This window comes from Saccharothrix sp. DSM 118769 (genome assembly GCF_052936295.1).
Window position 1 is genome coordinate 2,382,233 of sequence record NZ_CP193627.1, and the last position, 20,798, is coordinate 2,403,030.

The 20,798-nt window shown below is 74.1% G+C and carries 16 protein-coding genes; 10 read left to right on the forward strand and 6 right to left on the reverse strand.

The features are described from left to right. Nucleotides 1-53 precede the first annotated feature (53 nt). Nucleotides 54-635 (forward strand): LysE family transporter, encoded by a 582-nt coding sequence (locus ACRAKJ_RS11185; protein ID WP_438924602.1) that lies wholly within the window; start codon nucleotides 54-56, stop codon nucleotides 633-635. A gap of 126 nt (nucleotides 636-761) precedes the next feature. Then, on the forward strand, nucleotides 762-1,145 hold the full coding sequence (locus ACRAKJ_RS11190) for an MmcQ/YjbR family DNA-binding protein (RefSeq protein ID WP_438924596.1): 384 nt from the start codon (nucleotides 762-764) through the stop codon (nucleotides 1,143-1,145). 30 nt (nucleotides 1,146-1,175) lie between these two features. On the opposite strand, the gene ACRAKJ_RS11195 is transcribed toward ACRAKJ_RS11190, so the two are convergent. From ACRAKJ_RS11195 to ACRAKJ_RS11210, 4 genes are all read right to left on the reverse strand, one after another. Then, entirely contained in the window at nucleotides 1,176-2,399 is a 1,224-nt protein-coding gene (locus ACRAKJ_RS11195) for a hypothetical protein (RefSeq protein WP_438924597.1), read from the reverse strand. After that, nucleotides 2,399-3,910, reverse strand: coding sequence for an alkaline phosphatase D family protein (locus ACRAKJ_RS11200; RefSeq protein ID WP_438924598.1), 1,512 nt, complete (start codon nucleotides 3,908-3,910; stop codon nucleotides 2,399-2,401). The genes ACRAKJ_RS11195 and ACRAKJ_RS11200 overlap by 1 nt, the downstream gene beginning before the upstream one ends. A gap of 568 nt (nucleotides 3,911-4,478) precedes the next feature. Continuing rightward, nucleotides 4,479-5,564 (reverse strand): galactokinase, encoded by a 1,086-nt coding sequence (gene galK, locus ACRAKJ_RS11205; RefSeq protein WP_438924599.1) that lies wholly within the window; start codon nucleotides 5,562-5,564, stop codon nucleotides 4,479-4,481. Further along, nucleotides 5,554-6,552 carry a substrate-binding domain-containing protein gene (locus ACRAKJ_RS11210; RefSeq protein WP_438924600.1) on the reverse strand — a complete coding sequence of 333 codons (999 nt, stop codon included), beginning with the start codon at nucleotides 6,550-6,552 and terminating at the stop codon, nucleotides 5,554-5,556. The genes galK and ACRAKJ_RS11210 overlap by 11 nt, the downstream gene beginning before the upstream one ends. Nucleotides 6,553-6,690: 138 nt before the next feature. On the opposite strand from ACRAKJ_RS11210, the gene ACRAKJ_RS11215 reads away from it, so the two are divergent. Then, nucleotides 6,691-9,414, forward strand: a complete 2,724-nt coding sequence (locus ACRAKJ_RS11215) for an AbfB domain-containing protein (RefSeq protein WP_438924601.1) — start codon at nucleotides 6,691-6,693, stop codon at nucleotides 9,412-9,414. 58 nt (nucleotides 9,415-9,472) lie between these two features. On the opposite strand, the gene ACRAKJ_RS11220 is transcribed toward ACRAKJ_RS11215, so the two are convergent. Next, nucleotides 9,473-10,024 (reverse strand): hypothetical protein, encoded by a 552-nt coding sequence (locus tag ACRAKJ_RS11220; RefSeq protein ID WP_447008930.1) that lies wholly within the window; start codon nucleotides 10,022-10,024, stop codon nucleotides 9,473-9,475. Between the two features lie 148 nt (nucleotides 10,025-10,172). Here ACRAKJ_RS11220 and ACRAKJ_RS11225 point away from each other — a divergent pair, with 148 nt between their 5' ends. Together ACRAKJ_RS11225 and ACRAKJ_RS11230 are read left to right on the forward strand one after the other, a co-directional pair. Continuing rightward, nucleotides 10,173-11,171, forward strand: coding sequence for a histidine kinase (locus ACRAKJ_RS11225; protein ID WP_438919991.1), 999 nt, complete (start codon nucleotides 10,173-10,175; stop codon nucleotides 11,169-11,171). Next, nucleotides 11,168-11,803 (forward strand): response regulator, encoded by a 636-nt coding sequence (locus ACRAKJ_RS11230; protein ID WP_438919992.1) that lies wholly within the window; start codon nucleotides 11,168-11,170, stop codon nucleotides 11,801-11,803. Before ACRAKJ_RS11225 ends, ACRAKJ_RS11230 begins: the two co-directional genes overlap by 4 nt. A gap of 21 nt (nucleotides 11,804-11,824) precedes the next feature. Here the strand turns inward: ACRAKJ_RS11230 and ACRAKJ_RS11235 are convergent, their stop codons facing one another. Continuing rightward, nucleotides 11,825-13,045 (reverse strand): S8 family serine peptidase, encoded by a 1,221-nt coding sequence (locus ACRAKJ_RS11235; RefSeq protein ID WP_438919993.1) that lies wholly within the window; start codon nucleotides 13,043-13,045, stop codon nucleotides 11,825-11,827. 264 nt (nucleotides 13,046-13,309) lie between these two features. Between ACRAKJ_RS11235 and ACRAKJ_RS11240 the strand changes: the two genes are divergently transcribed. From ACRAKJ_RS11240 to ACRAKJ_RS11260, 5 genes are all read left to right on the forward strand, one after another. After that, a complete protein-coding gene (locus tag ACRAKJ_RS11240; protein WP_438919994.1) occupies nucleotides 13,310-15,124 on the forward strand; it encodes a DNA/RNA non-specific endonuclease in 1,815 nt (604 codons plus the stop codon). Nucleotides 15,125-15,245: 121 nt separating this feature from the next. After that, a complete protein-coding gene (locus ACRAKJ_RS11245; RefSeq protein WP_438919995.1) occupies nucleotides 15,246-16,505 on the forward strand; it encodes a Bcr/CflA family efflux MFS transporter in 1,260 nt (419 codons plus the stop codon). Between the two features lie 86 nt (nucleotides 16,506-16,591). Next, on the forward strand, nucleotides 16,592-16,873 hold the full coding sequence (locus ACRAKJ_RS11250; protein WP_438919996.1) for a hypothetical protein: 282 nt from the start codon (nucleotides 16,592-16,594) through the stop codon (nucleotides 16,871-16,873). 14 nt (nucleotides 16,874-16,887) lie between these two features. Then, entirely contained in the window at nucleotides 16,888-18,705 is a 1,818-nt protein-coding gene (glmS, locus tag ACRAKJ_RS11255) for a glutamine--fructose-6-phosphate transaminase (isomerizing) (RefSeq protein WP_438919997.1), read from the forward strand. Between the two features lie 141 nt (nucleotides 18,706-18,846). Then, nucleotides 18,847-20,784: a DHA2 family efflux MFS transporter permease subunit gene (locus tag ACRAKJ_RS11260; RefSeq protein ID WP_438920063.1), complete on the forward strand. Its 1,938-nt coding sequence runs from the start codon at nucleotides 18,847-18,849 to the stop codon at nucleotides 20,782-20,784. Nucleotides 20,785-20,798 lie beyond the last annotated feature (14 nt).

Here is a 20,798-nt window from a genome sequence, read left to right on the forward strand (position 1 = left end):
TGAGGAACTGTAGCTGGTCTTAATGCCGTGCGGTTCCTACCGTTCCCGGTGTGATGTACGCGCTGCTCGCCGGGCTCGGCACCGGACTGTCCCTCATCGTGGTGATCGGCGCCCAGAACGCCCTCGTGCTGCGGCAGGGCGTGCTGCGGCAACGGGTGCCGGTGATCGTCGCCATCTGCGCGGGGTCGGACGCCCTGCTCATCGCCCTGGGCGTCGGCGGGGTCGGCGCGGCGCTCTCGGCGTGGCCGACCGCGCTGGAGGTGGTCCGCTGGGTCGGCGCGGCGTTCCTGGTGGGCTACGGCGTGCTGGCCGCGCGCCGGGTGCTGCGGCCGGCGGCGCTGCGGCTCGGCGGCGCGGCGTCGGCGGCGGTCGTCACGTGCCTGGCGCTGACCTGGCTCAACCCGCACGTGTACCTGGACACCGTGCTGCTGCTGGGCACCGCGTCGACCGCGTTCGGCGGTGACCGGTGGTGGTTCGGCGCGGGGGCGATGGCGGCCAGCGCGCTGTGGTTCAGCGCCCTCGGGTTCGGCGCGCGCCGGCTGTCGGGCACGTTCACGCGTCCTTCGGCGTGGCGGGTGCTGGACGCGGCGGTCGCCGTGGTGGTCACCGCGACCGGGGTCTCGCTGGTCCTCTGAAAGCCCCGCGCTCGCGGTCCGGGTCGTGCGGGTCGCCGTAGTGGCGACCGGTGCCGGGCGGCTCGCCGGTCCGCGGGGGAGTGCATTGGCCTCGCCAACGGTTGCCGGGGTCTATCGTCTACGCCCATGGCTACCTGGGACGACGTGCGACGGCTGGCCCTGGCGCTGCCGGAGACGGCGGAGCGACCGAGTTACGAAGGTCTGCCCGCGTGGCGCGTGCGGGACAAGGCGTTCGCCTGGGAACGGCCGCTGCGCGGCAAGGACCGCGAGACCCTGGGCGACGCCGCGCCGTCCGGCCCGGTCCTCGGCGTGAGCGTCGCGGACGAGGGGGTGAAGCAAGCGCTGGTCGCGGACGACCCGGCGGTCTACTTCACCACCCCGCACTTCGACGGCTACGCCGCCGTGCTCGTCCGGCTCGACGACATCCCGGAGGGCGAACTGGGCGAACTGCTCACCGAGGCGTGGCTGTGCCGCGCGCCCAAGCGGCTGGTGGCGGAGTTCCGGCGGTGACGCGCCCCGCCCGGGCGGGGCGCGCCCGCCTCACCACGTGCTGTTGACCAGCCCGACGCCCAGGTAGACCTGGTCGAAGCCGTTGCCGTCGTTGTCGTCGGTGTAGGCGACCGTGATCCGGCCCCACGCGTCGACGCCCAGCGCCGGCTCGTCCTGGCGGCCGGTGGCGGTGGAGACCGTCGCCTGGCGCGGCAGGCGGCCCTCGACCGTGCCGTCCGGGTTGAGGCCCTGCGTCACCACGTCCTGCGCCTGCGCCCAGGTGACCGCGACGTCGAGCTGGTCGTCGACGCCGATCTGCGGGTCCGCGCCCGGCAGCACGGTGTCCGCCGCCGTCCGCGCCGCGCCCGCCGCGGTGAACGAGCGGACGCCCACCCCGGCCGTGCCCGTGTGGTCGGTCTCCCAGGCCACCGCGAAGTCGCCGTTGAAGTTCGCCGCCACGACCGGGCGGCGCTGCTGCCCGCCCGTGGAGGCGTTGGCCGCCGCCTGCGCGACCTTCACCCCGCCGGTCGGGGTGAGCACCTTGCGCGCGACGTCGAACGCCCCGTCGCCGTCGCCGTCCTCGGCCCACGCGACGACCGCGTTGCCCGCCGCGCCCACCGCCACGTCCGGCCGCTGGTGCGTGCCGCCCGTCGCGTGCGCCTGCACCTCGTAGGACTTGGCGGAGATCGACGCGAACCCGGCCACCCGCACGGTGGCGTTCGCGGAGGTCTGCTCGTCCTCCCAGGCCACCGCGAACCCGGCGCCGTCCGGGTCGGCGCCCACCGCGGGCACGCTCTGCTGGCCCGCGGGGTCCGCGTTGGCGATCGCCGAACCCGACACCGCGCCGGTGTTCGACAGGGCCCGCACCTGGATGTTGTAGTAGCCGTTGCCGTCCGCGTCCTCCGCCCACACCACGACCGCGCTGCCGTCGTCGTGCAGGGCCACGTCCGGCTGCACGTGCCGCCAGTCGCCGCTGCCGCCGGCGGACAGCTTCTTCTCGTAGCGCGACTCGCCGTCCTTGAACAGCCGCACCCACACGTCGCTGTGCAGCGGGTCGGTCGGGGTGGCGTCGTCGCGGTCGTCCTCCCACACCACGGCCGTCCAGCCGTTGCGGACGGCGGACACGGCGGCGTTGTCCTGGTCCCCGGTGGCGGTGCTGTTGGCGGCGCTCCACGTGGCCGCGGCGGACGCGGTGCCCGCGCCGGCGAGGACCAGCCCGCACACGAGGGCGGGGACGGCCAGCTTCGTCGTCGTCTTCGTCGGGGTCGTCTTCATCAGGGTGCCTGCAATCCGGGGTTGCCCGCCTCGATCACGTAGCTCTGGAGCGTGCGGACCGGGTAGTCGCGCGTGGTGACCCGGTCCAGGAAGCGGAAGTCGACGTCCACCCGCGTCGCGGAGGTGCGCGTGCGGACGTAGCCGCGCAGGTTCTTGTAGAACTTCACGTGCGGGTTCAGGCTCGACAGGCCGTTGTCGGCGGCGTTGCCGTCGCCGCCGGAGGTGATCGAGGTCGTCACCAGCTCGGTGCCGACGACCCGGTCCTGCGCGGTGTAGTCGTTCATCAGGTTCGCCGCCCACGACCGGTGCACGTCGCCGGTCAGCACGACGGTGTTGCGCAGGCCCGCCGCGTCCCAGCCCCGCTGGAGCCGGCCGCGGTTGGCGGTGTAGCCGTCCCACGAGTCCATCGACCTCGCGCCGTCCGCGGAGGCGAGCTTCTGCGCGAAGAACACCTGCTGCCCCAGGAAGTCCCAGGTGCCGAGCTTCTGGCGCATCCCGTCCAGCAGCCACGCCTCCTGCGCCGCGCCGGTCAGCGTGCGCGTCGGCGCGTCGGCCTCCGGGCACACCTTCGTGCCGTCGCCGCACGCCTGGTCGTCGCGGTGCTGGCGGGTGTCGAGCAGGTGGAACGTGGCCAGGCCGCCCCAGCGGACCCGCCGGTACAGCTGCATGTCCTCCGCGACCGGCCGCTGCGCGGACCGCAGCGGCATGTGCTCGTAGTACGCCTTGTACGCCGCCGCGCGCCGCGCCGTGAAGTCGCCCGCCGGGGAGGAGTCGTTGCGCACCAGCTCGGCGTAGTTGTTCTCCACCTCGTGGTCGTCCCACACGACCAGCCACGGCGCGGCGGCGTGCGCGGCCTGGAGGTCCACGTCCGTCTTGTACTGCGCGTGCCTGACCCGGTAGTCGGCGAGCCCGTCGATCTCCGCCGCCGGCGAGAACCGGCGCACCTTCGTGGTGGTCGCCGCGCCCTCGTAGATGTAGTCGCCCAGGTGCAGCACCAGGTCCGGGTTCTCCTCCGCCATGCGCCGGTAGGCGGTGAAGTAGCCCTCCTCGTAGTGCGAGCACGAGGCGAACAGCATGGTCAGCTCCGGGCTGGTGCCGACCGCGGGTGCGGTGACGCCGCGGCCCACCGGCGAGATGTGCCCGGCGGCGCGGAAGCGGTAGAAGTACTCGCGGCCGGGCTGGAGGCCGTCGACCTCCACGTGCACGCTGTGCGCCCACGCCTGGGTCGCGCCGACCGAGCCGGTGCGCACCACCTGCGTGAACCGCCGGTCGGTGGAGACCTGCCACTCCACGGTCACGGTGGCGCTCGTCATGCCGCCCAGGCCGTCCGCGTTGAGCGGGCTCGGCGCGAGGCGCGTCCAGATCACGAAACCGTCCGCGACCGGCTCGCCCGAGGCGACGCCGAGGGTGAACGGGTAGGCCAGCGCGTTCGCGGTGGCGGGCGACAGGACGCCCACCCCCGCGCCGGCTATGCCGCCGGCGATGAGCGTTCGGCGGGACAACGGGGACATCGGCTCTCCTTCGGTGCAGGGCCGGGAAGATCGCTGCGCACCCCTGCGTACACCGGGAAGGTGAGCGGCACGTGTAGTACGGGTGTAGACGGGTAGGCCGTACGGCATGGCAAGACGGGAAGCCGAAGAGCACCCGTGGGGACCACGCACCCCCTACGGGGCCGGCGGGACGTGGCCGTCGCGGGTGGACGAGCACGTGACCGAGGAGCCACCTGTGCGAGCGGCAGGCGGCGCGGTGCGCACCTGCCAGGACGAGACCACCACCCGGGTCAAGTGGCTGCGCACCCGCACCGAACAAGCCGCCCCCAAGCCCTGGTACTAACCCGCTGACCCCCACTCACACGTCCCCAATGCAGAACTCAGGGTCCCTGAGCGTTGGACTCACAGGTCTTGAGCGTTGGACTCACGGGTCGTGAACGCATGACTCGCGCGAGAGTCGTACGTTCCGGCCCCGCGAGTCCGACGTTCGGGACCCCTGAGTTCTGCGTTCGCGACTGGCGAGTCATGCGTTTGTGGCGGGTGAGTCATGCGTTCAGGACGCGCGAGTTCTGCGTTCGTGGGGGATGGGTCATGCGGTGCGGCGGGCGCCGGGGGAGGCGGTGGCGGTCCAGGTCTCGGGGGTGGCGAAGCCGGCGGCGGCGAACGCCTTGCGCACGGCGGCCTCGCAGGCGGCCACGGCGGGTTCCTCGACCAGCGCGATCACGCAGCCGCCGAAGCCGCCGCCGGTCATGCGCGCGCCCAGCGCGCCCTCGGCCAGCAGCACGTCGACCGCCGTGTCCAGCTCGGGCACGGTGACCTGGTAGTCGTCGCGCAACGACTCGTGCGACGCGGTGAGCAGCGGCCCGACGTCGCGCACGCGGTCGCTTCGCAGCAGGTCGGCGACCTCCAGCACGCGGTGGTTCTCGCCCACCACGTGCCGCACCCGCCGGGCCAGGGTGTCGGGCAGGTCGTGGTCGGCGTCGCGCAGGTCGCGCAGCGCGGGCACGCCCAGCAGCGCGGCGGCCCGGTGGCAGTCGCGCCGCCGCGCCGCGTACTCGCCGTCGACCAGGCGGTGCGGCGCCTTCGTGTCCACGACCAGCAGCGACAGGCCGTGGCCGAACAGGTCGAACGGGATGTGCTCGGTCCTCATCGACCTGGTGTCCAGCAGCAGCGCGTGCCCCTCCCGGGCCAGCAGCGACGCCGACTGGTCCATGACCCCGCACGGCACGCCGACGAACTCGTTCTCCGCGCGCTGCGCGATGCGCGCCAGCTCGCGGCGGTCCAGCGACACCCCGGACAGCTCGGTCACGGCCAGCGCCACCGCGCTCTCCAGCGCCGCCGACGACGACAGCCCGGCGCCCAGCGGCACGGACCCGTCCACGAGCAGCCCGAACCCGCCGATCGGGTGACCGGCGTCCCGCAGCGCCCACACCACGCCCGCCGCGTACGCCGCCCAGCCGGTCACCGCGCCCGGCACGAGGTCCACGACCCGCACCTCGGTCGTGCCGCCCGCCTGCTTCGACGCGACCCGCAGCACGCCGTCGTCCCGCCGGGCCGCGATCACCCGAGCCGTCTGCGGCAGCGCGATCGGCAGCACGAACCCGTCGTTGTAGTCCGTGTGCTCGCCGATCAGGTTGATCCGACCGGGAGCCTCGAACACGCCCTCACGCACCACCGGTGCTCTCCCTCACCCGCAACGAGAACGGCGTCCGGACGTGCTCCGGCGGTCGTCGCGGGTCCTCGACGCGCCGGTGCAGCAGGTCCACCGCGGCCCGCGCCACGGCCGCCTTGTCCGGCGCGATGGTGGTGAGGGACGGCAGGCTGTACGCGCCCTCCTCGGTGTTGTCGAAACCGGCGACGGCCACGTCGTGCGGCACGCGCACCCCGCGCTCGGCCGCCGCGCGCACCGCGCCGGTGGCGAGCAGGTCGTTGAAGCAGAACACCGCGTCCGGCGGTTCGGGCGCGGACAGCAGCCGCGCCATCGCCTCCGCGCCGTCGCGGCGGTGGTAGTTCAGCGCGGTCGCGACCAGGTCGTCGCGCACGGGCAGGCCCGCGTCGGCCAGCGCCAGCCGGTAGCCCTCCAGGCGCTGCGCCGCCGTGCCGCGGTGCGGGTGCGCGCCGATCGCGGCGATCCTGGTCCGCCCCAGGCCGACCAGGTGCGCCACGGCGGTGCGCGCGGCCGCCACGTTGTCGATGCCCACGTGGTCGATCGGCAGGTCCACGAGGTGCTCGCCGAGCATCACGACCGGGATGCCGGGGGCCAGCTCGTCGAAGTCGCGCGCCTCCAGCGCCTCGGGGCTGACGATCGCGCCGTCGATCATGTGCGGGCCGAGCGAGGCCAGCGTGTCCCGCTCGCCCTCGCGGGTGCCCAGGGTCTGCTCGATCAGGACGTTCCACTCCCGCTCCCGCGCCGCCCCGAGCACGAGCCCGGCCAGCTCCGCGAAGTACGGCACGACCAGCTCGGGCACCACGAGGGCCAGGGAACCGGTGCGGCCCCGGCGCAGGTTGCGGGCGCCGAGGTTGGGCCGGTAGCCGGTGGCCTCCAGCGCCTGCTCCACCCGGCGGCGGTTCTCCGGTTTCACGAACGCGTGGCCGTTGACCACGTTCGACGCGGTCTTCACCGACACGCCGGCCAGCGCGGCGACGTCCTTGAGCGTGGCCAAGCGGTGCCTCCGCCTCCGTCGTGGTCTCGGGAACGACCGGAATGGTAGCCGGCCCCCCGACCGCTTTACAACGTTGTATCAACGAGGTAAGAACGGGGTGACCCACGTCACCAGCCCCCTGCCGACCGTGGAGCGACCATGCGCAAGCTGCTGTCCGGGCTGACCGGGCTCCTCGTCCTGAGCACCCTCGTGCTCGCCGTGCCGACGGCCGCCTCCGCCGCCGTCTGGCAGCCGAAACCCGCCCCGCTGACCACGCCGTGGACCGGCCAGGTGTCCCCGACCAACGCCCTGCCGGAGTACCCGCGCCCGCAGCTCGTGCGAACCGACTGGCTCAACCTCAACGGCGTCTGGGAGTTCGCCGGCGCCCCCGACCTCGACGCGCCGCCGATCGGCCGGACGCTCCCCGAGGGCGTGCTCGTGCCCTACCCGGTCGAGTCCGCGCTCTCGGGGATCAAGCGGCACGAGGACCACATGTACTACCGCCGCACGTTCACCACCCCGGCCGGCTGGGGCGGTCGCCGGGTGAAGCTGAACTTCGGCGCGGTCACCTGGGAGACCCGCGTCTGGGTCAACGGCACCCGCGTCGGCACGCACACCGGCGGCTTCGACGCGTTCTCGTTCGACGTCACCGACGCCCTGCGCGCCGGCGCCAACGAGGTCGTCGTCGGCGTGCGGTCCACGGTGGACGGCAGCTCGTACCCGATCGGCAAGCAGCGCCGCGACCCGAGCGGCATCTTCTACACCGCGGCGTCCGGCATCTGGCAGACGGTGTGGCTGGAACCGGTCGCGGCCGACCACGTCACCCGCCTGGACACGACCCCGGACGTGCCCGCGGGCGTCCTCGACCTCGTCGTGCGGGGCACGGCCGGGAAGCAGGTGCGCGCCGAGGTGCTCACCGGCGGCCGGGTCGTCGGCACGGCGAGCGGCACGACCGGCGCGCACCTGCGCGTCCCCGTCCCGGACGCCCGGCTGTGGTCGCCCGACGACCCGTTCCTCTACGACCTGCGGGTCACCCTCGGGACCGACGTCGTCACCGGCTACTTCGGCATGCGCTCGCTCGGCAAGGCGGTGGTCGGCGGCGTGACGAGGCCGCTGCTCAACGGGAAGTTCGTGTTCCAGCTCGGCACGCTCGACCAGGGCTACTGGCCCGACGGCATCTACACCGCGCCCACCGACGCCGCCCTGCGCTTCGACCTGGAGCGGCAGAAGGCGCTGGGCTTCAACATGGTGCGCAAGCACATCAAGGTGGAGCCGGCCCGCTGGTTCTACCACGCCGACCGGCTCGGCCTGATGGTCTGGCAGGACATGCCGTCGCTCGACGCGGTGGACGAGGTGCCGAACGGGCGCGCCCACTTCGAGTCCGAGCTGCGCCGGGTCCTCGACCAGCTCAAGGGCATCACCTCGATCGTGCAGTGGGTGCCGTTCAACGAGGGCTGGGGCGAGTACGACGCCGGCCGCATCGTGGACCTCGTCCGGTCGGTCGACAACACCCGGTTGATCAACCACAACTCCGGCTCCAACTGCTGCGTGTCCGACCCCGACCCGGGCAACGGCGACGTCGTCGACGACCACGCCTACCAGGTGTCCGCGGCCACCCGGCAGCCCGACGCGAACCGGATCGCCGTCCTCGGCGAGTACGGCGGCCTGGGGCGGCGGGTCGCCGGCCACGAGTGGCAGCCGGGCGCGGGCTTCGCCTACGGCGACCTGTTCCCCGACGAGACGTCGCTGACCACCCGGTACGTGGAGATCACCAAGGAGGTCGGCCGGTTCGTGCACACCCGCGGCCTGTCCGCGTCGGTCTACACCGAGCCCTACGACGTGGAGAACGAGGTCAACGGGTTCTACACCTACGACCGGCAGGTGCTGAAGGTGACCGAGGCGCGGGTGCGCGAGGTCAACCGGCGCGTGCTGGCCGTCGCCGACGGCACCGAGGTCGGGCGCGGCGAGGCGATCTCCCTGCGGGTCACCACACCCGGCCACACCGACCGCCACCTGCGGCACCGCGACGGCCTGGCCCGCACCGACGTCGTCGGCGACGACACCGGTCGCCTGGACGCGACGTTCTGGGCCCGGCCGGGCCTGGCCGACGCGGCGTGCCTGTCGTTCGAGTCGCGCAACTTCCCCGGCCGCTACCTGCGGCACTCCGGGTTCCGCGTGCGCTCGGACGCCGCCGACGGCACGGCGGGGTTCGCGGGCGACGCGACGTTCTGCGCGCGCCCCGGCTCGGGCGGCACGGCGCTGGAGTCGCGCAACCTGCCCGGCCACTTCCTCCGGCACCGCGACGAGGCCGTGCACGTGGCGCGCCCCGGCGGCCCGAACCCGTGGGACACCGCCGAGGGCTTCGCGGCGGACACCACGTGGGCCGCGACGGTCCCGCTGTGGCGCAGCGGCGCGGACCTGCCGCTCGACCGGGCGCGCTCGTTCCGCGTCACCACGGCCGGGTTCACCGACCGGTACCTGCGGCACCAGGACGGCGTCGCGCGCACCGACGTGGTGGGCGCGGGCAGCGCCGCGCTGCTCAAGGGCGACGCGACGTTCGTCGTGCGGCGCGGCCTGGCCGAGCCGTCGTGCTACTCGTTCGAGTCGCGCAACGTGCCCGGCCACCACCTGCGCCACCAGGCGTTCCGGGTGCGGATCTCGCCGAGCGAGGACACCGACCTGTACCGGCGCGACGCGACGTTCTGCGCCCAGCCCGGCACCGGCGGCGTGAAGCTCCGGTCGCTCAACGAGCTGGGCGCGTCCGTGCGGCACCACTCGGCGGAGGTGTGGGTCGCGGTCGACGGCGGCGCGCACCCCTACGACGCCCCGTCGTCCTACGACGCGGACACCACCTGGGCCGTCGACGCGCCCTGGTCGCCGTAGTCCGGGTGGACCCGCGCGGCGGTGGCGACCGCCGCGCGGGTCCACGGGCACGACCGCCCTACGCGGGGGCGGTCGTCCTCGCGACCGCCGGGTGGACCGAGACCGCGAGCCACGCCAGCGCGCCGCCGGCCACCACGTGCAGCGCGCTCGTCAGCGGCGAGTCCGGCAACCGCGTGGCGAACGTGAACACCGGCAGCCCGACCGCGTAGGCCCACGACGGCACCGGCGGGTGGACCCGCGCCCTGATCATCGCCGCCCCGAACAGCGCCGAGCCCACCGCGAACACCAGCGCGCTCGCGGTCAGCACGGCCCTGGTCGGCGCGGCGGGCGGCACGTCGAGGAAGAACAGCACGACGTTCAGCGAGTACGCCGCCGCCCCGAACAGCCCGAGCCCGACGAGGTTCACCGCGTAGCCCGCGTCCCCGAGCCGCGTGCGGGGCTGCGCCAGGTGCAGCGCGGTCAGCAGTGGCACCGCGAGCGCCGGCGACAGCCCGATCAGCAGGCTCGTCGCCGCCGTCTCCCCGGTCACCCCCTCCACCGCCCCGGGCACCCCGATGAGCACCCCGGCCACCACCCCGCACACCGCGCCGAACCGCGCCAAGAAGTCCATGTCGTGGACGCTAGGGACGCCACCGGGCGCGCGGTCAGTGCCGACCGGCCGGCCCGGGGGTGCCGATCGGCACGTGCCGGTCCCCGGTCCGCCGGCCCACCGCTCCGCGACCGCCCGGCGAGGGCGCGCCGGGCCGTAGCCTGCTGTCGTGCGCCCTGTGTCGTGGTTGTCGCCCCTGCTGTGCGGGGTCGTGCTGGTGGCCGGCGGGTACGCCGGGGTGGCCGGGTTCGGGGTGACCCGGTGGGTGCCGTTCGCGCTCGGGCTGGCGGCGCTGGTGGCGGTCGGGTCCGCGCGCCGCCTGCCGGCGTGGGCGGTGCTGGCGGCGCAGGCCGCGCTGGTCGTGCTGGTGACGTGGGCCGACGGGTCGGGGATGGCGCGGGTGCTGTTCGTGCTGCTGCCGTTCGGGGCGTACTTCGCGTTCGGCCGCAGGGGTTCGGTGGTGGTGGGCGTCGGGTGCGCGGCGGTGATGGTGGTGGCGTTCCAGGTGACCGCGCCCGGCTGGGAGCGGTCCGCGGAGCACGTGTCGGACCTGCTGATGTTCGGCATCGGGGTGGTGCTGGCGGTGGCCATGGCGGAGCTGTCGGCGGCGGCCGAGAGGGTGCGGGTGGCGCGGGACCTGCACGACGGGGTGGGGCACCACCTGACGGCGGTGGCGGTGCTGCTGGAGCGGGCCGAGGCGTTCCGGGGCGTCGACCCCGCCTCGGCCGACCGGGCCGTCTCGGACGCCCGGGAGTCGGCGAAGCGGGCGCTGGAGGACGTGCGGCTCTCGGTGCGGGCGCTGCGGGAGCCCTTCCGGTTGGCCGAGTCGCTGCAACGGCTCGCCCGCGGCCTGGACGTGGTGGTCGACTGCACGGGGGACGAGAGCCGCTACGCGACCACGACCCTGCTCGCGCTCTACCGCGCCGCGCAGGAGGGCGTCACCAACGCCCTGCGGCACGCGGCGGGCCGCGACGTCGTGGTGACGGTCCACTGCGGGGCGGAGGCCGCGGAGCTGGTCGTCGCGGACGGCGGCCCCGGCGCCGGGGGCGACGAGGGGTTCGGGCTGCGCGGCCTGCGGGAACGGGTGGCGCAGGTGGGCGGTTCGGTCGACGTGCGCGGCGCGGCCGGGACCCGGCTCACCGTCGTGGTGCCGAGGAGGGCGGCGTGACCGTGCGCGTCGTCGTGGTGGACGACCAGCAGCTCGTCCGGGAGGGCATCGCGGCCCTGCTCGGCCTCCAACCCGGCATCGACGTCGTCGGCACGGCCGGTGACGGCCGGGCGGCCGTCGACCTCGTCGCCGAGCAGCACCCGGACGTGGTGCTGATGGACATCCGGATGCCGGGGCTGGACGGCATCGACGCGCTCACCGCCCTGCGCGACCGGGGGCTGGCGGCGAAGGTGGTCCTGCTGACCACGTTCGACGACGAGGAGTACGTGGTGCGGGCGCTGCGCGCCGGGGCGAGCGGCTACCTGCTCAAGGACCGGCCCGCCGCGGAGCTGGCGGCGGCCGTGCGGCTCGCGCACTCCGGGGTCGTGCAGGTGGACCCGGCCGCGGCGGCGCGCCTGGCGAGCGCGTTGACGCCGGTCACGCCCGGCGGGGTCGCGCCGCACGGCCTCACCGACCGCGAGGTGGAGGTGCTGCGGCTCGTCGCCGCCGGCTCCACTAACCGCGAGATCGCCCGCCGCCTGCACCTGGGCGAGGGCACGGTGAAGAACCACGTCTCGCGCATCCTCACCCGGCTCGGCCTGCGCGACCGCACGCAGGCCGCCGTGTACGCCCGCGACCGCGGCATCGGGTGACGCCGCGGTCGCGGGCGGCGGTCACACCGGGATCATCGCCGAGAACAGCAGCAGGTTCGGCGAGCCCGCGCCGGGGTTGACGACCACGCCCGGCGTGGCGTTGGCGGTCAGCGCCGCCGCCACCTGGACGGCCGAGTCGGCCGGGAACCGCTTCCGCCACAGCGCCGCCACGCCCGCCGCGTGCGCGGAGGCGGTGGAGCCGCTGATCGTCGAGTAGGCGGTGTCGGTGGTGCCCCACGCCGAGGTGATGTTCACGCCCGGCGCCCACACGTCGATGCACGGGCCGTAATTGGAAAAGCCGGCTTTGGCGTCGTTGGCGTCGGTCGCGCCGACGGTGGTCGCGAGCGGCACCGAGCCGGGGGAGTAGTTGCAGGCGTCGGCGTTCGACGCGCCGGACACCACCGAGTAGTGCACGTTCGCGTTGATGGAGTTGGTGATGGCGTTGTTCAGCGGCAGGTTCGTGCCGCCGCCGAGCGTCATGAGCGCGACCGCCCGCTGCCCGCTCGCCGCCGCGTCCTGGGTCAGCCAGTCGACGCCCGCGATGATCTGCGAGTAGGTGCCGGAGCCCTGGCAGTTGAGCACCCGCACGGACACCAGCGTCACGTCCTTGGCCACGCCGGTGGTCTCGCCGCCGACGGTGCCCGCCATGTGCGTGCCGTGGCCGTTGCAGTCGTTGCCGGGCGGGGTGACGCCGCCGACCGGGTCGTAGCCCGGGACGGCGCGGCCCTCGAACTCCTGGTGCGTGTAGCGGATGCCGGTGCCGACGACGTAGGCGCGCACGCCGCCCGCCGCGTTCGGGTGGAAGTACTTCGAGTCCAGCGGCAGGGAGCGCTGGTCGACCCGGTCCAGGCCCCAGGACGGCGGCGACGGCTGGAGGCCGAGCACCCGCGCCGACGGTCCCGGCGGGGCGGCGGGGGTCGCGGTGTCGCCCTCGGGCAGGCCCACGACCAGGTCCTGCGCCACGTACGCCACGCGCGGGTCGGCGGCGAGCCGGCGGGCCGCGGCGGCGCCGGTGCGCACGGCGAACCCGGCCAGGGCCGAGGTGTAGGTGTGCGTGACGCCCTTGATCGCGGTGCGCGCGGCGGCCAGGTCGGCCCGGTCCTTGAGCACCACGACGTAGCTGCCCGCGACGGCCGCGGGGTGCCCGCTGTCGAGCACGACCCCCTCGGGCGCGGCGTGCGCGGGCGCCGCGACCAGTCCGGCCAAGAGTGACGCGGCCACCGCCGCGTGCCTGATCCTCACGGTTCCTCCAGCGTGCGGGGAGTCGGCCCGGTGCCGACGTCGGGGTCCTTGAACAACAGCACGCGACGGCGATCACCGACAGGTCCGATCAGAGTTCAGCGGTACGCCACCGGGGATCGATCTTTCAGTCGTCGGTGTGAGGCGTCCTGCGTTCGGTCGCCGACATTAGGGCGAACGGGTGAACGGAACGGGGTGGCGCTAACACCGGATCGGGGGACGTCGACAGCAAGGCCACCGACGCGCGCACACCAGGGGGATGCGATCGTGGCCAAGGAGAAGAGCGGTTCGCGGGAGTCGTTGCGGCAGTTCGTGCGCACCAGGGGCGCCGACTTCCTGCGCGACCCGAACGTGTCGTCCATCGGCATCGGCCACAAGGTCGCCGGCGGGCGCGTCACCGACGAGGTCGCCGTGCAGTTCACCGTCCGGCAGAAGGCCGATCCCGAGGCGCTGGCGGCGCTGGGCACCGCGCCGCTGCCCGACTCGGTCGTCGTCGACGGCGTCACCGTGCCCACCGACGTGCTCCAGCGCGACTACCGGGCCGACTTCCGCGTGGTCGAGGAGGCCGCGGCCGACGTCCGCAAGACCCGCGTCGACCCGGTCGCGCCGGGCGTCAGCCTGGGCCACGTGCGGGTGTCCGCGGGCACCTTCGGCTGCGTCGTGCACGACCGGGTGGACGGCACGCCGTACGTGCTGAGCAACTGGCACGTCCTGCACGGACCGACCGGCGCGCTGGGCGACGACGTGGTCCAGCCGGGCGTGCACGACGACAACCGCACCGACCGCAACCGGCTCGGCAGGCTCGTCCGCTCGCACCTGGGCGCGGCCGGCGACTGCGCCGTCGCCACGATCGAGGACCGGCGGTTCACCGCGGAGGTCACCGGCCTCGGCGTGGTCGTGGAGAAGCTGGGCGAGCCGGAGCTGGGCGACAAGGTCGTCAAGAGCGGGCGCACGACCGGCGTGACGCACGGCGTGGTCCGGCGCGTCGACGTGCTGGTCAAGATCGACTACGGCCCGGGGGTCGGCCCGCGCGACATCGGCGGCTTCGAGATCGGCCCCGACCCGAAGCGGCCCGCGCCCGACGGCGAGATCAGCAAGGGCGGCGACTCCGGCGCGGTGTGGCTGTTCAAGTCGTCCAACGGCCGGGTCGGCAGGACCATGGCCGGCCTGCACTTCGCGGGCGAGGCGGGCGCCAGCGCGGACGAGCACGCGCTGGCGTGCCTGCCGCAGTCGGTGTTCGAGAAGCTGGGCATCTCGCTCACGCCGCCGAAGAGGCCCGCCGTGCGGACCGGCTTCGACGAGCACTTCCTCGGGCAGCCCGTCGGCCTGCCCGTCCTGGACGAGGGGGCGCGCGCGGACGCCGTCGAGCTGGACGGCTCACCCGTCCTGCACTACACCCACTTCTCGCTGGCCCAGTCGAAGTCGCGGCGCTTCGCCCGCTGGGTGGCGTGGAACGTCGACGGCGGCGACCTGCGGTCGGTCGACCGCGCCGGCATCCCGTTCGTGCTCGACCCGCGCGTCCCGGCCGAGCACCAGGTCGGCGACGAGCTGTACCGGGGCAACCGGCTCGACCGCGGTCACCTCGCGCGCCGCGCCGACCTGCTGTGGGGGCCGGGCGCGGAGCGGGCCAACGTAGACTCGTTCTTCTTCACCAACATCACGCCGCAGGTGGACGACTTCAACCAGAGCATGAGGCAGGGGCTGTGGGGGCGGCTGGAGGACGCCGTGCTGGCCGACGCGGACGTCGACGACCTCCGCGTCAGCGTCTACGGCGGCCCGGTGTTCCAGGACGACGACCGGGTGTTCCGCGGCGTCGCCCTGCCCCGCGAGTACTGGAAGGTCATCGCGTTCGCCGCCGGCGGGGTGCTCCGGGCGCGGGCGTTCGTGCTGACCCAGAACCTCGACCGGCTGGAGTCGCTGGAGCTCGACGAGTTCCGCGTGTTCCAGGTGGCGGTGGGCGAGGTGGAGCGGCGGTGCGGCCTCGCGTTCCCGGCCGCGCTGACCGCCGCCGACACCTTCACGGCCCCCGAGTCCCTCGACCGGCGGGCGCCGCTGGACGCGCTGGAGGACATCCGCTGGTGACCGGGCCGCACGACCGGCGGTGCCCGGGACCCCCGGCGGGCGGCGGCGCGGACCCGTGTCGAGGATCACGGAAGTCGGCCGACCGGAACAAGGCCGGCACCGGGGGGTGTTCGCACCGGTTATGGAAGAGGCCACTCTGCGCAGTCCATCCACGCCGGACGCCCCGGGGCAGGTGGCCGGACCGCCGACCGGGGCCGCCCGGGTCCGGGTCATCCTCGTCCTGGGCGCGCTCATCGCCCTCGGTCCCTTCACGATCGACATGTACCTGCCCGCGCTGCCGGAGCTGGGCGCCGACCTCGGCGCGTCCGAGTCCGCGGTGCAGCTGACGCTCACCGGCACGCTCGTCGGCCTCGGCCTGGGGCAGCTGGTCATCGGCCCGCTCTCCGACTCCTTCGGCCGGCGGCTGCCGCTGATCGCCGGCACGGCCGTGCACGTCGTCGCGTCCGCCCTGTGCCTGATCGCGCCGAACGTCGTCGTCCTCGGCCTGCTGCGCACCCTGCAGGGGGTCGGCGCGGCCGCCGCCATGGTGGTCGCCATGGCCGTGGTGCGCGACCTGTTCACCGGTCGCGCCGCCGCGACGATCATGTCCCGGCTGATGCTCGTGATGGGCGCCGCGCCCATCCTCGCGCCGTCGGTCGGCGCGGCCGTGCTGCTGACCGGCTCGTGGCGCGGCGTGTTCGCCGTGCTCGCGGCGCTCGGCGTGGCGTCGATGCTGGTCGCGATCTTCCTGCTGAAGGAGACGCTGCCGCCGGAGAGGCGCCGGACGAGCTCGTTCCGGCCGGTGCTGCGGACCTACGGTGAGCTGCTGGCCGACCGGCAGTTCGTCGTGCTGGTCCTGGTCGCCGCGCTCGGCATGTCGGCCCTGTTCTCGTACGTCTCGGGTTCCTCGTTCGTGCTCCAGGACACCTACGGGCTGGACCAGCAGGAGTTCGGCCTGGTGTTCGCGATCGGCGCGGTGGCGCTGATCGGGGCGTCGCAGGCGAACGTGGTGCTGCTCAACCGCTGGTCGGAGCGCCGGATCGTGTTCGGCGCGCTGGCGGGCGCGCTGGTCTTCGGCGTGGTGCTCATCGCGGCCACGGCATCCGGGTTCGGCGGGCTGATCGGCTTCCTCGTGCCGCTGCTGCTCCTGCTCGCCGGGGTGGGCCTCGTCCTGCCCAACGCGCCCGCGCTGGCGCTGTCCCGCCACGGCGAGGCGGCCGGCACCGCCGCCGCGCTGCTGGGCGCCGCGCAGTTCGGCATCGGCGCGCTGATCGCGCCGGTCGTCGGCCTGCTGGGCAACGACGGCCTGGCGATGGCGCTGACCATGACCGGCGGCGTGCTGGTCGCCTGGGTCGCCCTGGGGGCGACGATGCTGCGGCGGCGGGTGCCGGCGCACGCCTGACCCGCCGGGCGGACCCCTCTCCCGCGCACCCGGAACCTCGTGCCCGAAATCGGGCACGGGGTTTGGCGCGGTGGTTGGCTGTCGCCATGCTGGACGCCGTGGAGGACGAGGTGCCCGCCGAACTGCTGCGGCACGTGGTCCGCACGACCGGGCTGCCCGCCGCGCTCGCGCGACGGGTCGTGTCCGACGTCATGGGCTACTTCGTGGAGACGGCGGAGGAGTACGTGCTGCGCAGGCACGCCGAACTCCGCCGGGACGGGGTGGCCAACGCGAGGATCTGGGCGTTGTTGCGCGAGGAGCTGGACGTGCGGCCGGTGGCCGCGCCGCCGCTGTCCGAGCGCCAGCTCCGCCGGATCGTCTACGGCTAGAGGGGTCGACAGCGATGTGCGGGATCGTCGGGTACGTGGGGTCGCGGGACGCGGTGCCGGTGCTGCTGGAAGGGCTGCACCGGTTGGAGTACCGGGGGTACGACTCGGCGGGCATCGCGGTCGCGGGGGAGGAGCTCCAGGTCGTCAAGACCGCCGGCCGCGTGGGCGACCTGCGCCGGGCCGTGCCCGCGGGCACCGGCGGGCCGTCGGGCATCGCGCACACCCGCTGGGCCACGCACGGTGAGCCCAACGACCGCAACGCCCACCCGCACGTGGACGCCGGGCGGCGCGTGGCGATCGTGCACAACGGCGTGTTCGAGAACTCCGACCAGCTGCGCAACCGCTTGCGCGCCGAGGGCGTGGACCTCGCCTCGGACACCGACAGCGAGGTGCTCGCCCACCTGGTCGCGCGCAGCTCCGCCGCGACCCTCGAAGACGCCGTGCGCGAGGCGCTGGCGCAGGTCGAGGGCACGTACGGGGTGATCGTGATGGACGCCGACCGGCCCGGCGAGCTGGTCGCCGCCCGGCGCGGCAGCCCCGTCGTCCTCGGCGTCGGCGAGCAGGAGATGCTGATCGCCTCGGACGTCACCGCCCTGGTCCGCTTCACCCAGCAGGTCATCTACCTCGACGACGACGAGATCGCCACCGTCACCGCCGACGGCTACCGGACGTCCACCATGGACGCCCGCGCCACCACCACCCGCACGCCCACCGCGATCGACGTGCCGACCGCCGAGTACGAGCTGGGCGAGCACCCGGACTTCATGTACAAGGAGATGCGGGAGCAGCCCGACGCGGTGGACCGCTGCCTGCGCGGCCGGCTGGACCACCGGTTCTCCTCGGCCCGCCTGGACGGCGTGGGCCTCACCCCGCAGGACTACCAGCGCATCCGCCGGGTCAAGCTGCTCGGCTGCGGGTCGGCGTACTACGCGGGGCAGGTCGGCGCGCAGCTGGTCGAGGAGCTGGCGCGCATCCCCGCCGACGCCGAGCCCGCCTCCGAGTTCCGCTACCGCAACCCGGTCGTGGACCCCGACACCCTCTACGTCGCCATCAGCCAGTCGGGCGAGACGCTGGACACGCTGGCCGCCGTGCAGGAGCTCAAGCGCAAGGGCGGCCACGTCATCGGCGTGGTCAACGCGGTCGGCAGCACCATCGCCCGCGAGTGCGGGCACGGGATCTTCCTGCACGCCGGGCCCGAGGTGTCGGTGGCGGCCACCAAGTCGTTCACCACCATGGCCGTCGCGCTGGCGATGCTCGCCCTCGACCTCGGCCGCGTGCGCGACCTGTCCATCACCGAGGGACGCCGGGTCGTCACCGGGTTGGGCGAACTGCCGCACACGATCGCGCAAGTCCTCGCCGAGGAGGACCGGATCGCCGAGGTGGCGCGCAAGTACGCGGGGGCCGAGCACATGTTCTTCGTCGGCCGCGTGCGCGGCTGGCCGGTGGCCCGCGAGGGCGCGCAGAAGCTCAAGGAGATCTCCTACGTGCACGCCGAGGCGTACCAGGCGTCCGAGCTGAAGCACGGGCCGCTGGCGCTGATCAACCCGTCCATGCCGACCGTCGTGCTGGTGCCCGACGACGAGCTGCTGGCCAAGAACACCGCCACGATCGAGGAGATCAAGGCGCGCGGCGGCCCCGTCATCGCGGTCACCGACGCCGACCTGCCGCCGGGCCTGGCCACCGACGTGATCCGGGTGCCCCGCGCGCACGACGCCCTGACCCCCATCACCCTCTCGGTGCCGCTCCAGCTCTTCGCCTACCACCTGGCGCGCTCGCTGGGCCGCGACGTCGACCGCCCGCGCAACCTCGCCAAGAGCGTCACCGTGGAGTGACCCCGCGCCCGGGGTTCACCCGACGGTGTCTGCGGCGGCGAAGGGACGTCGATCGTCCTATCGTCCACCGCGGAGGTGTCCACAGTGGCCGAACGGGTCGAGGTCGGGCGCGGCGCGCGCAACGCCGTCGTCGCGGTGATCATGCTGGGGATGTTGCTCGCCGCGCTCGACCAGACGATCGTGGCGACGGCGCTGCCGACGATCGTCGGCGACCTCGGCGGCGGCGGCCACCTGTCCTGGGTGGTCACCTCCTACCTGCTCGCCGAGACGATCATGACGGCGCTGATCGGCAAGTTCGGCGACCTGTTCGGCCGCAAGCGGGCGTTCCTGGCGAGCGTCGTGCTGTTCATGGCCGGCTCGTTCCTGTGCGGCTGGGCCGACTCGATGACGTGGCTGATCCTGGCCCGCGCCGTGCAGGGCCTCGGCGCGGGCGGGCTGATGGTCACCTCGGCGGCGGTGATCGCGGACGTCGTGCCGCTGTCCGAGCGCGGCAAGTACCAGGGGTTCATCGGCGCGGTGTTCGGCGTGGCCACCGTGGTCGGCCCGCTGCTCGGCGGCCTGTTCGTGGACCACCTGTCGTGGCGGTGGGCGTTCTACGTCAACCTGCCGCTCGGCGTCGTGGTGCTCGCGGTGGGCGCGTTCGCGCTGCCGGGGGTGCGCGCGGCGACCAGGCCGCGCATCGACTACCTCGGCATCCTGCTCATCGGCCTCGCCGCCACCGGCCTCACGCTCGTCACCAGCTGGGGCGGCGTGGAGTACCCGTGGTCGTCGCCGACGATCCTGTGGATGGTCGTCGGCTCGGTCGTCGCGCTGGTGGCGTTCGTGCTGGTGGAGAACCGCGCCGCCGAACCCGTGCTGCCCATCCGGCTCTTCCGCGACCGCACGTTCACCGTGTGCGTGGTGCTCAGCTTCGTCGTCGGGTTCGCGATGCTCGGCGGCGTCACGTTCCTGCCCACCTACCTCCAGTACGTGCACGGCGTGTCCGCCACGCAGTCCGGCCTGGAGATGCTGCCGCTGGTCGCGGGCCTGCTGTTCGCCTCCGTCACCACCGGCACGGTCATCTCCAAGACCGGGCGCTACCGGGTGTTCCCGCTGTTCGGCAGCGTCATGATGGTCGGCGGCATGCTGCTGCTGGCCCAGCTGCGGCCGTCGACGCCGTTCTGGCAGGCGTCGGTGTTCATGCTCGTGCTCGGCCTGGGCGTGGGCATGTGCATGCCCGTCACGATGGTCGTGGTGCAGAGCACCACCAACTACGAGGACCTGGGCGTGGCCACGTCCGGCGTGAGCTTCCTGCGCACCCTGGGCAGCTCGTTCGGCGTGGCGGTCTTCGGCACGGTCTACGCCTCGAACCTGCCGGACAACCTGGCCGCCGCGATCCCGCCCGGCGTCGACCCGCGCGCCGCGTCCGACGTGAAGGCCCTGCACGCCCTGCCGCCGGAGCTGAAGGCGCCGATCGTCCAGGCGTACAGCGACACCCTGCACACCGTGTTCCTGTCCGCCGCGCCGGTCGCCGCCGTCGCGTTCCTGGTCGCGCTGTTCCTGCGCGAGGTGCCCCTGCGCGACACCGCGCGGGCCTCCGCGACCGCCGTGGGCGACAACTTCGCCGAGCCCCGCACGTGGGACTCCGGGCACGAGCTGGACAAGCTCGTCGCCCTCGTGGTCAGCCGCGAGCGCCGCGACCCCACCCCGGACGTCCTCGCCGCCTCGGGCGTGCCCCTCACGCACGCCCAGGCGTGGCTGATGGTCCGGGTGTTCCGGCAGAGCGTCGAGCACGGGGCCGCCACCCTCGACCGGCTCGCCGCCGACACGAAGGTCCCGCCGGGCGTCTTCGAACCGGTGGCCCGCCAGCTCCAGACCCGCGGCTACCTGGTCGAGACCGCCGACCAGTACCGCTTCACCGCCGGCGGCACCGCCGTGTTCGCCGAGCTGGTCGCCTCCTGGCGCCGCTGGCTGCTGTCCCGGCTCGCCGACTGGAACTGCGACGACCCGGAGTTCGCCGCCGCCGTCGACCGGGTGGCCGCCGAACTGTCCACCACCGGCCGCTCCCTGGCCACCGGCCGCCACGCCGCACCCGTCTGACCCCGCGCCCCGGG